The sequence below is a fragment of the Streptomyces sp. NPDC004031 genome (genome assembly GCF_053604375.1).
The window spans coordinates 13561-27623 of the sequence record NZ_JBSGHL010000065.1; the positions used below are offsets into that span (position 1 = coordinate 13561).

Below are 14063 nucleotides of genomic sequence, written 5' to 3' on the forward strand. Positions count from 1 at the left end.
CTCAGACCGCGCCCCGCGGAGCGGTCATGCGCTGCGGCGCAGGAGGCGGGTGGCGCCCGCGGCGGCGGTCGTGGCGAGCATCCAGCCGAGAAGGGTGAGGCCGGACGCCACCCACTGGGCGAAGCCCACTTCGCGCCAGGCGTTGTCCTGGCCGAGGTCGATGACGGGGAGGAGGAGGTCCAGGGCGTAGAGCGCGGGGCTCCAGTGAGGGCGGTAGCCGCCCGCGTCGGCGGGCTGCGGGGTGGGGTGGAGGGCGAAGTACACCGCGCCGAGGGCCCACAGCAGGGCCATCCAGACCGCGGCGCGGCCGGGCCGGTAGCCGTAGCCGACCGTCACGTCCTGGACCCAGCCCCAGACGCGTCCGGCGAGCGGCAGCGTCTCGCGGCGGCGGCGCTGGCGGGCCAGCAGCACCTCGCGGGCCTCGGCGTCCTCGCCGGCGGCGCGCAGGGCGGTGGCGAGCCGTTCGTAGGGTTCGGGGCGGAATTCGGGGGTGGCGGCCTGGAGCCATTCCAGCCGGTCGGCCAGCGGGAATTCGGCGAGCGGGGTGAGGGTGTCGTACGTGAAGCTCGTCATACGCACCCGGCCGGGGCCGGGCCAGGCGCGGGGGATGTCGTTGAGCTTGCCGACGGTGCCGGAGACGACGACGGTGCAGTTCGGGGCCCGGTGCAGCCGCCAGCACAGTTCGGGGGTCTGGATGCGGCGCAGCGAGACCTGCTGCTCCGCGGTGGTGGTCAGGAAGCGGGCGCGGGAGATGACGAGGGCGTTGCCGAACCGTCCGTCGTCCAGGCGCAGGCCGCCGTGGCAGGTGAAGTCGCGGATCTCGGCGTCCGGGGCGGGCGGGGCCGAGGGGGCGGAGCCGGGGACGGTGTGGCGGCCGCCGGACAGGTAGAGGGTGTGCTCGACGGTGATGCGGGCGGCGTTGAGGGCCTGCCGTCCGCCGGGGTTGCGCAGGGTGGCGCCGCGCAGGCTGAGCCGGCCGCCGACGCGGGCGCTGCGCAGGCTCAGTTCGCCGGTGACGTCGATGAGTTCGGCGTCCAGGTCCTGTCCGACGATGAGCCCGTCGGCGGCGACGGCCCGCGCGGCGCGGCCGGGGCGGACGGTGACGTCGTTGAGCAGCAGGTCGGTGCCGATGTGCGCGTCGGTGAGCCGCACGCCCCCGGCGATGCGGCACTGCGGCAGGTGCAGGTCGCCGGTGATCTGCAGCCGGGCGGCCTCCAGGCGGGGTATGAGGCAGCGCACCAGCCGCATGCTGCCGGCCTGGCACTCCTGGAGCATCAGGTGCTCGTCGAAGCGGCAGTCGTCGAGCTGGACGTACGGGGTGACGGTGGCGCCCGACAGCATCAGCCGCCCGCTGATCCGTACCCCGGCGAGCTTGAGCGCGGCGACCCGCCCGGGAGCGGCGGGCGGCCCGGCGAGCAGCAGCTCGGCGACGACCTGGCCGCGTACCGTCCGGTCGGCGCCCCACGCGGGGCCGTCCAGCGGGTCGTCCTCGGCGGTGTCGCCGGTGCGCAGGTCCAGGGTGCGGCCGTGCCGGAAGGCCTCCCACATGCGCTGCTCGACCGCCGTCCAGTCCGACGGCGCCGCCGCCCCGCGCGCAGCGTCACTCACCGGCGTCCCCTCCCCGTAGCCCGATGCCGCTCACGCTAGCGCCGCGGGCCGGAAGGTTCACCGTTTCGCGAGGTCCGGCCGGGCGGACCGGCCGGGCCGCGGTGCGGGTTTCCGCCGGGCCGGGGCGGGACGGCTCGTATCACGGAGTGGATGGCGCGACCGGGGCGCGTGTCCGGGTCTCTACACTTGGCAGCGTGATCTCCCGAATCGATCTGCGCGGCGCCGCCTTCCCCGAGGGCGGGATCGACCGCGACCTGCTGCCCCGTGCCGACTTCGACGTCGAGGCCGCCCTTGAGGCTGTGCGGCCCATCTGCGACGACGTGCGGCATCGTGGCTCGGCGGCGGTGCTCGACTTCGGGGAGCGCTTCGACGGGGTGCGCCCCGCCTCGCTGCGGGTGCCGGGGCAGGCGCTCGCGGACGCCCTCACGGAGCTGGACCCGGCGGTGCGCGCGGCCCTGGAGGAGTCGATCCGGCGGGCCCGGCTGGTGCACCGCGAGCAGCGCCGTACGGACGTCATGACGCAGGTCGTGCCCGGCGGCACGGTCACCGAGCGGTGGGTGCCGGTGCGGCGGGTCGGGCTGTACGTGCCCGGTGGTCTGGCCGTCTATCCGTCCTCCGTGGTCATGAACGTGGTGCCGGCGCAGGAGGCCGGGGTCGAGGGCATCGCGGTGGCCTCGCCCGCGCAGAAGGAGTTCGGCGGTCTGCCGCACCCCACGATCCTGGCGGCGTGCGCGCTGCTCGGCGTCACCGAGGTGTACGCGGCCGGTGGCGCCCAGGCCGTCGCGATGTTCGCGTACGGCACCGAGGACTGCCGCCCGGTGGACCTGGTCACCGGCCCCGGCAACATCTACGTGGCCGCCGCCAAGCGCCTGCTCAAGGGCCGGATCGGCATCGACGCCGAGGCCGGGCCCACCGAGATCGCGGTCCTCGCCGACGACTCCGCGGACCCCGCCTTCGTCGCCGCCGACCTGATCAGCCAGGCCGAGCACGACCCGCTGGCCGCCGCGGTGCTGGTCAGCACCTCCGCGGAGCTGGCCGACGCGGTCGACAAGGAGCTGGACGTCCAGGTCGCGGCCGCCAGGCACCGCGAGCGGATCACCGCGGCGCTGTCCGGGCGGCAGTCCGCCACCGTGCTCGTCGACACCCTCGACCAGGGCCTGGAGGTGGTCGACGCGTACGCCGCCGAGCACCTGGAGATCCAGACCCGGGACGCGGCCGCCGTCGCCGCCCGGGTGCGCAACGCGGGCGCGGTCTTCGTCGGCCCGCACGCCCCCGTCTCGCTCGGCGACTACTGCGCGGGCTCCAACCACGTGCTGCCCACCGGCGGCTGCGCCTGCCACTCCTCGGGCCTGTCCGTGCAGTCCTTCCTGCGCGGCATCCACGTCGTCGACTACTCCCGCGAGGCCCTCGCCGAGGTCGCCGGGCACGTCGTGACGCTCGCCGAAGCCGAGGACCTGCCGGCGCACGGCGCCGCGGTGCAGATCAGGTTCGGAGGGGCCGAGCAGTGACCCGCATCGACGACCTGCCCATCCGCGAGGAGCTGCGCGGCAAGTCCCCGTACGGCGCCCCGCAGCTCGACGTGCCCGTGCGGCTCAACACCAACGAGAACCCGTATCCGCTGCCGGACGCCCTCGTGGCCCGGATCGCCGAGCGGGTCGCCGAGGCCGCGCGCGGCCTCAACCGCTACCCGGACCGGGACGCGGTCGAGCTGCGCACCGCGCTCGCCGCCTACCTCACCCGGACCGCGGGCCACCCGGTCACCGCGGAGCAGGTGTGGGCGGCCAACGGCTCCAACGAGATCATCCAGCAGCTGCTGCAGACCTTCGGCGGCCCCGGCCGCCGGGCGATCGGCTTCGAGCCGTCGTACTCGATGCACGCGCTGATCTCCCGCGGCACCGGCACCGGCTGGATCTCCGGGCCGCGGCACGACGACTTCACGATCGACCTGGCCGCCGCCGTCGCGGAGATCACCGAGCGCCGCCCCGAGGTGGTGTTCGTGTGCTCGCCCAACAACCCGACCGGCACGGCCGTCTCCGCCGACACCGTCGTCGCGCTGTACGACGCGGCGCAAGGCCAGGGCCCGTCGCTGGTCGTGATCGACGAGGCGTACGGCGAGTTCTCGCACCAGCCGTCGCTGCTGCCGCTCGTCGAGGGCCGCCCGAACCTGGTGCTGACCCGCACCATGTCCAAGGCCTTCGGTGCCGCCGGGCTGCGCCTGGGCTACCTCGCCGCCGACCCGGCGGTGGTGGACGCGGTGCAGCTGGTCCGGCTGCCCTACCACCTGTCGGCCGTCACCCAGGCCACCGCGCTGGCGGCGCTGGAGCACACCGACACCCTGCTCGGCTACGTCGAGCAGCTCAAGACCGAGCGCGACCGGATCGTCCGCGAGCTGGTCGCGACCGGATACGACGTGACCGCGTCGGACGCGAACTTCGTGCAGTTCGGCGTCTTCGCCGACAACCGCGCCGCGTGGGAGGCGATCCTCGCGCACGGCGTGCTGGTCCGGGACCTCTCGGTGCCGGGGCGGCTGCGCGTGTCGGTCGGCACCCCCGCGGAGAACGACGCGTTCCTGGACGCGGCGCGCGCGGTCTTCAAGGAGCACACAGCATGACGGAGGAGACGCGCATGAGCCGCGTGGGCCGTATCGAGCGCACCACCAAGGAGACCTCGGTGGTCGTCGAGATCGACCTGGACGGCACCGGGCAGGTGTCCGTGTCCACCGGCGTCGGTTTCTACGACCACATGCTCGACCAGCTCGGCCGGCACGGGCTGTTCGACCTGTCGGTCAAGACCGAGGGCGATCTGCACATCGACACCCACCACACCATCGAGGACACCGCCCTCGCGCTCGGCGCCGCCTTCAAGCAGGCGCTCGGCGACAAGGTGGGCATCTACCGCTTCGGCAACTGCACCGTCCCGCTCGACGAGTCGCTCGCGCAGGTCACGGTGGACCTCTCCGGCCGCCCGTACCTGGTGCACACCGAGCCGGAGCACATGGCGCCGATGATCGGCTCGTACGACACCACGATGACCCGGCACATCCTGGAGTCGTTCGTCGCCCAGGCGCAGATCGCGCTGCACGTCCACGTGCCGTACGGGCGCAACGCGCACCACATCGTCGAGTGCCAGTTCAAGGCCCTCGCCCGCGCCCTGCGGTACGCCAGCGAGCGTGACCCGCGGGCGGCGGGAATCCTGCCGTCGACGAAGGGCGCGCTGTAGCCGTGAACAAGGGATCGACCCTCTTCATCCTGCTGGGACTCTTCCTCGCCGGCGGGGTGTACTCGTTCTGGCAGCAGAAGCAGTCCAAGTCGCTGATCGCGCTGCTGGCCATCGGATCGGTGATGGCTCTCGTCACCGGTCTGCTCCAGCTCTAGGGGAGGCGGACATGAGCAAGAGCGTGGTCGTACTGGACTACGGCTTCGGCAACATCCGTTCCGCCGAGCGCGCCCTCGCGCACGCCGGGGCCGATGTCGAGATCACCGCCGACTACGACAAGGCGATGGCCGCCGACGGGCTGCTGGTGCCCGGTGTGGGCGCCTTCGCGGCGTGCATGGCCGGGCTGAAGGCGGTGCGCGGCGACTGGATAGTGGGCCGTCGGCTGGCCGGCGGGCGGCCCGTCATGGGCATCTGCGTCGGCATGCAGATCCTCTTCGCCCGCGGCATCGAGCACGGCGTGGAGACCGAGGGCCTGGACGAGTGGCCCGGCACGGTCGAGCCGCTGCGGGCGCCCGTCGTCCCGCACATGGGCTGGAACACGGTCAAGCCCCCCGCGGACTCCCGGCTCTTCGCCGGGATGGACGCCGACGCCCGCTTCTACTTCGTGCACTCCTACGCGGTGCGCCGCTGGGAGATGGACGAGCACAACGACCGCATCCGCAGCCCGCAGGTGACCTGGTCCACGCACGGCGAGCCGTTCGTCGCCGCGGTGGAGAACGGCCCGCTGTGGGCCACGCAGTTCCACCCGGAGAAGTCCGGCGAAGCCGGCGCGCTGCTGCTGCGCAACTGGCTCGGCACCTTCTAGGCCCGCGCGAGCCCGCCCGGTCCCTTTTCGACGCCCCACCGCTCACCGATCACCGAGGACGCCCCCGATGAACGCGCTGACCACGCTCGAACTGCTCCCCGCCGTCGATGTCCGCGACGGCCAGGCCGTACGCCTGGTGCACGGCGAGTCCGGCTCCGAGACGTCGTACGGCGACCCGATGGCCGCCGCGCTCGCCTGGCAGAGCGCGGGCGCCGAGTGGCTGCACCTGGTCGATCTGGACGCGGCCTTCGGCACCGGCGACAACCGGGCGCAGATCGCCGAGGTCGCCCGCAGCATGGACATCAAGGTCGAGCTGTCCGGCGGCATCCGCGACGACGACACGCTCGCCGCCGCGCTCGCCACCGGCTGCACCCGGGTCAACCTCGGCACCGCGGCGCTGGAGACCCCGGAGTGGGTCGCCAAGGTCATCGCGCAGCACGGCGACAAGATCGCGGTGGGCCTCGACGTGCGCGGCACCACGCTGCGCGGCCGCGGCTGGACGCGCGACGGCGGCGACCTCTACGAGACGCTGGCCCGGCTGGACTCCGAGGGCTGCGCCCGCTACGTCGTGACCGACATCAACAAGGACGGCACGCTCCAGGGCCCCAACCTGGAGCTGCTGTCCGGTGTGTGCGCGGCGACCGACCGCCCGGTGGTCGCGTCCGGCGGGGTGAGCAGCCTGGACGACCTGCGCGCCCTCGCCACTCTCGTCCCGCAGGGAGTGGAGGGGGCGATCGTGGGAAAGGCGCTCTACGCGAAGGCGTTCACGCTCGAAGAGGCCCTGGAGGCTGTGTCGCGATGACCCCGAACCCCGCAGTACGGCGTGAGCAGTCCGGCGACCCGCTGGAGGAGGCCTACGGTTTCGCGCACGCCGTCGCCGCGGGGGACAGGGTCCTGGTGTCCGGCACCCTGCCCGTCGTGGACGGCGAGGTGCGCGGCGAAGGCAGCCCGTACGAGCAGGCGCTGCTGGCGCTGCGCAACGCGCTCGCCGCGCTGGAGCCGTTCGGCCTGGGCGCGGACAGCGTCGTCCGCACCCGGCTGTACCTGAGCCACGCCCGGGACGCCGACGACGTGGGCCGTGCCCACGCCGAGGTGCTCGGCGCGGTCCGCCCGGCGGCCACCATGCTCGTGGTGGCCGGCTTCACGGACTCCCGGGTGCTGGTGGAAGTGGAGATCGAAGCGTTCCGCGCCCCGGCAGGGGACACGGGGGACGCAGAAGACAGAGGAGACCCCGCATGACACTCGCCGTACGCGTCATCCCGTGCCTCGACGTGGACGGCGGACGGGTCGTCAAGGGCGTCAACTTCCAGAACCTGCGCGACGCCGGCGACCCGGTCGAGATGGCCCGCCTGTACGACGCCCAGGGCGCCGACGAGCTGACCTTCCTCGACATCACCGCCTCCTCCGGCGACCGCGAGACCACCTACGACGTGGTCCGCCGCACCGCCGAGCAGGTCTTCATCCCGCTCACCGTCGGCGGCGGGGTGCGCAGCGCCGACGACGTCGACAAGCTGCTGCGGGCCGGTGCCGACAAGGTCGGCGTCAACACCGCGGCCATCGCCCGGCCCGAGCTGCTGCGGGAGATCGCCGAGCGCTTCGGGCGCCAGGTGCTCGTGCTGTCGGTCGACGCCCGGCGCGCCGCCTCCGGCGAGGGCTTCGAGGTCACCACGCACGGCGGCCGCCGCGGCACCGGGATCGACGCGATCGAGTGGGCCGAGCGGGCCGCGGAGCTGGGCGCGGGCGAGATCCTGCTCAACTCGATGGACGCCGACGGCACCAAGGACGGCTACGACACCGAGATGATCGCCGCGGTCCGCGCCCGGGTGTCGGTGCCGGTGATCGCCTCCGGCGGCGCGGGCCGCCTCGACGACTTCGCGCCGGCCGTCGCGGCGGGCGCGGACGCGGTGCTGGCCGCGTCCGTCTTCCACTTCGGCGATCTGCGCATCCCCGAGGTCAAGTCCGCGCTGCGGGAGGCGGGCCACCCCGTCCGGTAGCCGCCGCTAGCGGGCGGTCCGCGTGCAGACCAGGGTGGACAGGTCGGGCGCGAGCGGGATCTCCACCGTCCGCAGCGCCGGGTGGTCGAGCCAGTGGTGGCGCGGCGGGTCGTCGACCGGGGCGCCGCCCGACGGCGTGAAGTCGTCGATGACCAGGACGCCGCCGGGGCGCAGCAGGGTCAGCGGGTCGGCGGCGGGGCCGCCGTCCTTGCCCTGGCCGCCGCCGTCGAGGACCAGCAGGTCGAAGGGGCCGTGCTCGGCGATCGCCGTCCAGTCGTCCTGCCGCACGGTGATCCGGGGCGCGAGCGGCGCGAACAGCTCCGCCGCGGCCCGCGCGCGTCCCGCGTCCCGCTCGACGCTCACCGCGGTGGCGCCGCCGCGCATGCCGGAGACCAGCCAGGCGAGGCCGACCCCGCAGCCGGTGCCGGTCTCGCCGATGTGCTGCGCGCCCGCGGCGAGCGCGTGCAGCAGCCGGCCCTGCTCGGGGCGGCAGGAGTAGGGGAAGCCGAGCCGGGTCGCCGTCTGTGCCGCGCGCTCCACGAGGGGCGGCAGGTCACCGGGTCCGCTGAGGTGCGCGCGGGTGCCGTCGAGAGACATGGCGGCATCCTGCCCTCCCGCCGGGGGCGGAGGGGCGCGATCAGGTGAGAAAGAAAAGTTGCGCAAATATAGTTGTGCAATATTTCTTTCGTATCTAGTCTCGACAGGGTGAGCGACCAGGACAGCACCACCCCCGGCACGACCGGCGGCATGTACCAGATCACCGACCTCGACGCGCTCAAGGTCTTCACCCACCCCTTGCGCATCCGCCTCTACCGGGCCCTCCTCACCGCCCGCAGCGCCACCGCCTCCCACCTCGCCGACCAGGTCGACGAGGCCGTCTCGCTGGTCAGCTACCACCTGCGGAAGATGGCCGCGCACGGCTTCATCACCGAGGACCCGGGCCACGGCACGGACGGCCGCGAGCGCTGGTGGAAGGTCTCCACCGACCGCGGCTGGTCCTTCCGCAGCGCCGACTTCGCCGACCGCCCGGAAGGCGCCGCCGTCCTCGCCCAGGTCACCCGGCAGCTGCTCGCCACCCGCGCCGAGCGCTACGAGCAGTTCCTCGACCAGCAGGCGGCCTGGCCGCGGGAGTGGACGGACGCCTCCTTCTCCTCGGAGTTCATGCCGCTGCTCACCGCCGCCGAACTCCAGCAGATGGCCGACGAGGTCACCGCGCTGATGCAGCGCTGGGTCGACCGCGGCCAGGCCGCCGAGGCGGCCGGGGAGACCGCGGGCCGCGAGCACGTCGCGGTGCAGATGTACGGCTTCCCCTTCCGCCCCTGAGCCACCCGGGCCCCGGGCCCCCACGACGTCAGGAGACCGGCCATGGCCCAGACCGCGACACCCGGCACGACGCCCGCCGTCGCCGCCCGGCCCGCGTACCGAGACGGCAACGTGCTGCGCTGGCTCACCGCCTACACCGCCTCGATGCTCGGCGACTCGGTCTACTTCGTCGCCCTCGGGTTCGCCGCCGCCAGAGCCGTACCGCCCGCGCAGGTCGGCCTCGTCATGGCGGCGGGCGCGGTGCCGCGGGCGCTGCTCATGCTCGGCGGGGGCGTGCTCGCCGACCGCCTCGGGCCGCGCCGGGTGGTCATCGGCAGCGACGCGGTGCGCTGCGTGCTGATCCTCGCCGCCGCGGCCGGGCTCGCGACGGCCTCGCCCGGACTGTGGCTGCTGGTCGCGCTGGCGCTGGCCTTCGGCGTGGTGGACGCGCTGTTCATGCCCGCCGTCGGCGCGCTGCCGCCGCGGATCACCACCACCGACCAGCTCGTCCGCGTCCAGGGCCTGCGCGCGCTGGCGGTGCGGCTCGGGCAGGTCGCCGGGCCGCCCGCCGGAGGGCTCGCCATGGGCCTGGGCGGCGGGGCCACGGCCTTCCTGGTCGCCGGGCTGCTGTTCGCGGTCTCCGTGCCGCTGCTGCTCGGCACCCGGATCGCCCCCGGCCCGTCCGCCGCCGCCCGCGCGCCCGCGGGCAGGGAGCTGCGCGACGGGCTCGGCTACATCCGGCGGCACCCGCTGGTCGGCCCGCTGGTGCTGTCCGGCGCGCTGTGCGAGCTGGGCCTGGCCGGTCCGATGAACGTCGGCATGGTGCTGCTCGCCGAGCGGCGCGGCTGGGGCGCGAGCGGCTACGGCTGGGTGATCGCCGCGTTCGGCGCCGGCGCCGCCGCCGGGGCGGCCCTGCTGGCCACCCGCGGACGGATACGGCGGGCCGGGGCCGTGCAGATCGTCACCCTGCTGGCGGGGAGCGCGGCGCTCGGCGTCGTCGGGATCGTGCCGTCGCTCGCCGCCGCCGCGGCCACCGCGTGCGTCGCCGGGCTGGTCTGCGGGGTGTGCGGGGGGCTCGCGACCGCGCTCATCCAGTCCGCGACCGAGCCCGGCTACCTCGGCCGCGTCACCTCGGTCATGGGCCTGACCGGTTTCGGCCTGGCCCCGCTGGTCTACCCGCTCTTCGCCGCGGCCTCGGGCGCGCTGGGGCCCTCGCCGGTCTTCCTGGCGAGCGCCCTGCTGGCGGCCGTCGGCGGCGCGTTCACGGCCTTCCTGCCGGCCGTGCGCACCGCCGAACTCCGCTGACCCCGGGGGCCGTCAGACGCCCAGCTCGGCGACCGCGGCCTTGCCCACCGCCTCCGCCTCGCCCTCCGCGGTGACGTCCGCGACGGCCTGCCGCCCGAAGGCGTACATCGTCAGCTCGGCCGGTTCGCCGGTGACGGTCACGACGGGCGAGCCGCGGTGCGCCACCACCGTCTGGCCGTCCGGGCGGCGCAGCACCAGGCCGACGGGGGAGCGGCGGCCGAAGAGGCGGGCGGCGCGCTCCAGCCGCTTCCACAGGGCGTCCGCGAAGACCGGGTCGATCTCCCGCGGGGTCCACTCCGGCAGCGCGCGCCGCACGTCCTCGGTGTGGACGTAGAACTCCACGGTGTTGGACGCCTCGTCCAGCTGCTTGAGGGCGAACGGCGACAGCCGCGGCGGTCCCGTCCTGATGAGCCGGATCAGCTCGGCGTAGGGGCGCTCCGCGTACTCGCGGCGCACCCTTTCGAGCCGGTCCGCGAGCCGCGGTACGACCAGGCCGGCCGCCGCGTCGCCGCGGCGTTCGCGCACGACGACGTGGGCGGCCAGGTCCCGGGTCGTCCAGCTCCCGCAGAGGGTGGGCGCGTCGGGCCCGGACGCCTCCAGGAGGTCGGCGAGGAGCAGACGTTCACGCTGCGCATGGGTCGTCATGGCGCCAGGTTAGAACCCCGGCGCCGCTCCCGCCCGCTCCTCGCGCCCGGGGACGCGTTGTTCACCCGCTCCGCGTCACTTCAGCTTCTTGGTGAGCTTCTTGCCGTTGGTCCCGTCGTTGATGCTGAGCGCGCAGGTGACCGTCTTGCGGCCCTGGATCTCGTACGTCACCAACTGCGGGTAGAGCACGTACTCGTAGTACTCCTTGCCGTCCGCCGGGGCGTGCGCCTTGGCGTCGGCCTTGCACAGGTCGAACGCCTTGTCCTGGATGTCCTGCTCGGAGGCGAAGGTCCCGGACAGCGTCTTGGTGGCGACCGACTGGGCGTCGTGCGGCGTCGTGCAGGACACCACCTGGACCTCGTCGATGGTGTGCGTCATCGACGGGGCGTTGAAGCACTTGCCCGGGTCCACCACGATGTACGCGATGTCCTGGGAGTCCGAGGCCGACGGGTCCGGCTCGTCGGACGAGGTGTCGGTCGGGAAGTCGGTGGGCAGGTCCAGGCTGGGGAAGTCCGTCGGCAGGCTGAACGTCGGTGACGGGATGTCGGTCGGCAGACGCGTCGTGGTCGGCATCGATATCGACGTCGTGTCCTTGGCGCTCGGCTTCTTGTCGCCGTCACCGCCGCTCGCGGAGACCGCGATGCCGATGATCGCGCCGACGACCACGACCGCGCCGACGGCTATCCAGACGTTGCGCTTCTTGTTGTTCGGCGGCGGGGGCGGCGGCGGGAAGCCGCCCGGCCCGTAACCGCCCTGGCCGAAACCGCCGCCCTGCGGAGGGCCGCCGTAGCCGCCGCCCTGCGGGGGGCCGCCGTAACCGCCGTCACCGGGGTAGCCGTAGCCGCCGCCGGGAGGGGCCGGGGGTCCGGGAGGTCCGGGCGGTCCAAAACCGCCGCCCTGCTGCGGATAGCCGTAACCGTCGTTCGGAGGAGGGGGCGGGGGCGGGGGCGGGCCGAAACCCTGAGGCGGGCCAAAGCCGCCGCCCTGGTCGGGGGGCGGCTGCGGGCCGTTGTGCGGAGGCGGTGGTGGAAAACCCATGCACGAAGGATGCCCCATACGGGTGAGGGTCGCGAGTAACAACCCCGCGACAGCTTGGCTACAGTCAATCCGCTTATCCCCTTTGCCGGTTATTGGTATCGGTGTGCGCATTCCCGGCCCGTCCGGGAGCACGGATCCGGCCGCGCCCGGTGTGCCCCGGCCGCCGCGGAGGGACCCGGGCGCGTACCACGGAAGGAGCCGGTCCGGCATCCGGACACGTCATTTCCGCGCACACCCCGACCGGCGGCATCATGGACCCATGTCCCAGCTCGACCCCGCCATCGCCGCCCGCCTCAAGCGCACCGCCGACGGCCTGGTGCCCGCCATCGCCCAGCAGTACGACACCGGTGAGGTGCTGATGCTCGGCTGGATGGACGACGAGGCGCTGCACCGCACCCTCACCACCGGCCGCTGCACGTACTGGAGCCGCAGCCGCGGCGAGTACTGGACCAAGGGTGACACCTCGGGGCACGTGCAGCACGTCAGGTCGGTCGCGCTGGACTGCGACGGCGACACCGTGCTGGTGCGGGTCGACCAGGTCGGCGCCGCCTGCCACACCGGGGACCGCACATGCTTCGACGCGGACGTCCTGCTGCCCGCACCGGGCCAGTAAGGTCTGCGGCCATGGACCTGGACACGTTCCGCAAGCTCGCGGTCGACCGCCGCGTCATCCCGGTCAGCCGCCGCCTCCTCGCGGACGGCGACACCCCGGTCGGGCTCTACCGCAAGCTCGCCGCCGAGCGGGTCGGCACCTTCCTGCTGGAATCCGCCGACACCAGCTCCAACAGCGGCGCCGGCGGCGGCTCCTGGTCCCGCTACAGCTTCGTCGGGGTGCGGTCCGCGGCGACGCTGACCGTACGCGACGGGCAGACGCACTGGCTCGGCACCCCGCCGGTCGGCGTGCCCGTCGACGGCGACCCGCTCCAGGCGCTGCGCGCCACCGTCGAGGCCCTGCACACCCCGCGCGACCTCACCGCCGGCATGCCGCCCTTCACCGGCGGCATGGTCGGCTACCTCGGCTACGACATCGTGCGCCGCCTGGAGCGCATCGGCGACAGCACCCACGACCCGCTGGGCCTGCCCGAGCTGACCATGCTGCTCACCTCCGACCTCGCGGTGCTCGACCACTGGGACGGCACGGTGCTGCTGATCGCCAACGCGATCAACCACAACGACCGGGACACCGGCGTCGACGAGGCCTACGCCGACGCCGTCGCCCGCCTCGACGCGATGCAGGCCGACCTCGGCCGGGCGCTGCCGCAGCCGCCCGCCGAACTGCCCGCCTCCGTCGACTTCCCCGTCAGCTGGGGCTTCGGCGGCCCGGAGTACCAGGGCGCGGTCGTCGAGATCAAGGAGCGCATCCACGCGGGCGAGGCCTTCCAGGTCGTCGTCTCGCAGCGGATGACGACCGACTGCGAGGCGAGCGCCCTCGACGTCTACCGCGTGCTGCGCACCACCAACCCCTCGCCGTACATGTACCTGCTGCGGCTGGAGGGCTTCGACGTCGTCGGCTCCAGCCCCGAGGCACTGGTCAAGGTCGAGGACGGGCAGGCCATGGTGCACCCCATCGCGGGCACCCGGCCGCGCGGCGCCACCCCGCAGGCCGACGCGGCGCTCGCCGAGGAACTGCTCGCCGACCCCAAGGAGCGCGCCGAGCACCTGATGCTCGTCGACCTCGGGCGCAACGACCTGGGGCGGGTGTGCGAGCCGGGCAGCGTCGAGGTCGTCGACTTCATGTCGGTCGAGCGCTACTCGCACGTCATGCACATCGTCTCGACCGTCACCGGCCGGGTCGCCGAGGACCGCACCGCCTTCGACGTGCTCACCGCGTGCTTCCCGGCCGGCACGCTGTCGGGCGCGCCCAAGCCGCGCGCCATGCAGATCATCGAGGAGCTGGAGCCCGTCCGCCGCGGCGTCTACGGCGGCTGCGTCGGCTACCTGGACTTCGCCGGGGACTCCGACACCGCGATCGCCATCCGCACCGCCGTGCTGCGCGACGGCGTCGCGTACGTGCAGGCGGGCGCGGGCGTCGTCGCCGACTCCGACCCGCAGGCGGAGGACACCGAGTGCCGCAACAAGGCGGCGGCGGTACTGCGGGCGGTCGCGATCGCCAACCACATGACGCGGGCGGCGCGTTCCTCGTAGCGGAT

General features: G+C 73.9%; 16 protein-coding genes. 12 read left to right on the plus strand and 4 right to left on the minus strand.

The features are described from left to right. Positions 1 to 24: 24 nt before the first annotated feature. Positions 25 to 1548: an oxidoreductase gene (locus ACWERV_RS30770; protein ID WP_452939337.1), complete on the minus strand. Its 1524-nt coding sequence runs from the start codon at positions 1546 to 1548 to the stop codon at positions 25 to 27. A gap of 254 nt (positions 1549 to 1802) precedes the next feature. Here ACWERV_RS30770 and hisD point away from each other — a divergent pair, with 254 nt between their 5' ends. From hisD to hisF, 8 genes are all read left to right on the plus strand, one after another. Beyond that, the gene (hisD, locus tag ACWERV_RS30775) at positions 1803 to 3116 is read left to right on the plus strand and encodes a histidinol dehydrogenase (protein ID WP_398187139.1); all 1314 of its coding nucleotides are present in this window, start codon (positions 1803 to 1805) and stop codon (positions 3114 to 3116) included. After that, positions 3113 to 4219, plus strand: a complete 1107-nt coding sequence (locus ACWERV_RS30780; protein WP_398187142.1) for a histidinol-phosphate transaminase — start codon at positions 3113 to 3115, stop codon at positions 4217 to 4219. Before hisD ends, ACWERV_RS30780 begins: the two co-directional genes overlap by 4 nt. A 14-nt stretch (positions 4220 to 4233) precedes the next feature. Next, on the plus strand, positions 4234 to 4827 hold the full coding sequence (gene hisB, locus ACWERV_RS30785) for an imidazoleglycerol-phosphate dehydratase HisB (protein ID WP_398187632.1): 594 nt from the start codon (positions 4234 to 4236) through the stop codon (positions 4825 to 4827). A gap of 2 nt (positions 4828 to 4829) precedes the next feature. Then, positions 4830 to 4982 (plus strand): hypothetical protein, encoded by a 153-nt coding sequence (locus ACWERV_RS30790; protein ID WP_398187145.1) that lies wholly within the window; start codon positions 4830 to 4832, stop codon positions 4980 to 4982. A gap of 11 nt (positions 4983 to 4993) precedes the next feature. Beyond that, positions 4994 to 5629, plus strand: coding sequence for an imidazole glycerol phosphate synthase subunit HisH (gene hisH, locus ACWERV_RS30795; protein ID WP_452939287.1), 636 nt, complete (start codon positions 4994 to 4996; stop codon positions 5627 to 5629). Positions 5630 to 5696: 67 nt separating this feature from the next. Further along, positions 5697 to 6431, plus strand: coding sequence for a bifunctional 1-(5-phosphoribosyl)-5-((5-phosphoribosylamino)methylideneamino)imidazole-4-carboxamide isomerase/phosphoribosylanthranilate isomerase PriA (gene priA / locus ACWERV_RS30800; protein WP_398187151.1), 735 nt, complete (start codon positions 5697 to 5699; stop codon positions 6429 to 6431). Continuing rightward, positions 6428 to 6868 (plus strand): Rid family hydrolase, encoded by a 441-nt coding sequence (locus ACWERV_RS30805; RefSeq protein WP_452939290.1) that lies wholly within the window; start codon positions 6428 to 6430, stop codon positions 6866 to 6868. Before priA ends, ACWERV_RS30805 begins: the two co-directional genes overlap by 4 nt. After that, positions 6865 to 7623: an imidazole glycerol phosphate synthase subunit HisF gene (hisF, locus tag ACWERV_RS30810; RefSeq protein ID WP_398187157.1), complete on the plus strand. Its 759-nt coding sequence runs from the start codon at positions 6865 to 6867 to the stop codon at positions 7621 to 7623. The genes ACWERV_RS30805 and hisF overlap by 4 nt, the downstream gene beginning before the upstream one ends. Positions 7624 to 7629: 6 nt before the next feature. Here hisF and ACWERV_RS30815 read toward each other — a convergent pair whose 3' ends face one another. Then, the gene (locus ACWERV_RS30815; RefSeq protein ID WP_452939293.1) at positions 7630 to 8220 is read right to left on the minus strand and encodes an O-methyltransferase; all 591 of its coding nucleotides are present in this window, start codon (positions 8218 to 8220) and stop codon (positions 7630 to 7632) included. A 150-nt stretch (positions 8221 to 8370) separates the two neighbouring features. Here ACWERV_RS30815 and ACWERV_RS30820 point away from each other — a divergent pair, with 150 nt between their 5' ends. Both ACWERV_RS30820 and ACWERV_RS30825 read left to right on the plus strand, forming a co-directional pair. Further along, positions 8371 to 8946: a helix-turn-helix domain-containing protein gene (locus ACWERV_RS30820; protein WP_452939340.1), complete on the plus strand. Its 576-nt coding sequence runs from the start codon at positions 8371 to 8373 to the stop codon at positions 8944 to 8946. Between the two features lie 42 nt (positions 8947 to 8988). After that, the gene (locus ACWERV_RS30825) at positions 8989 to 10230 is read left to right on the plus strand and encodes an MFS transporter (protein ID WP_452939295.1); all 1242 of its coding nucleotides are present in this window, start codon (positions 8989 to 8991) and stop codon (positions 10228 to 10230) included. 12 nt (positions 10231 to 10242) lie between these two features. On the opposite strand, the gene ACWERV_RS30830 is transcribed toward ACWERV_RS30825, so the two are convergent. Both ACWERV_RS30830 and ACWERV_RS30835 read right to left on the minus strand, forming a co-directional pair. Beyond that, a complete protein-coding gene (locus tag ACWERV_RS30830) occupies positions 10243 to 10875 on the minus strand; it encodes a TIGR03085 family metal-binding protein (protein WP_398187166.1) in 633 nt (210 codons plus the stop codon). A gap of 75 nt (positions 10876 to 10950) precedes the next feature. Continuing rightward, positions 10951 to 11913, minus strand: coding sequence for a hypothetical protein (locus ACWERV_RS30835; RefSeq protein WP_452939297.1), 963 nt, complete (start codon positions 11911 to 11913; stop codon positions 10951 to 10953). A gap of 259 nt (positions 11914 to 12172) precedes the next feature. On the opposite strand from ACWERV_RS30835, the gene hisI reads away from it, so the two are divergent. Next, positions 12173 to 12526 carry a phosphoribosyl-AMP cyclohydrolase gene (gene hisI, locus ACWERV_RS30840; RefSeq protein ID WP_398187172.1) on the plus strand — a complete coding sequence of 118 codons (354 nt, stop codon included), beginning with the start codon at positions 12173 to 12175 and terminating at the stop codon, positions 12524 to 12526. A gap of 11 nt (positions 12527 to 12537) precedes the next feature. After that, positions 12538 to 14058: an anthranilate synthase component I gene (locus ACWERV_RS30845; RefSeq protein ID WP_398187175.1), complete on the plus strand. Its 1521-nt coding sequence runs from the start codon at positions 12538 to 12540 to the stop codon at positions 14056 to 14058. Positions 14059 to 14063: the final 5 nt, after the last annotated feature.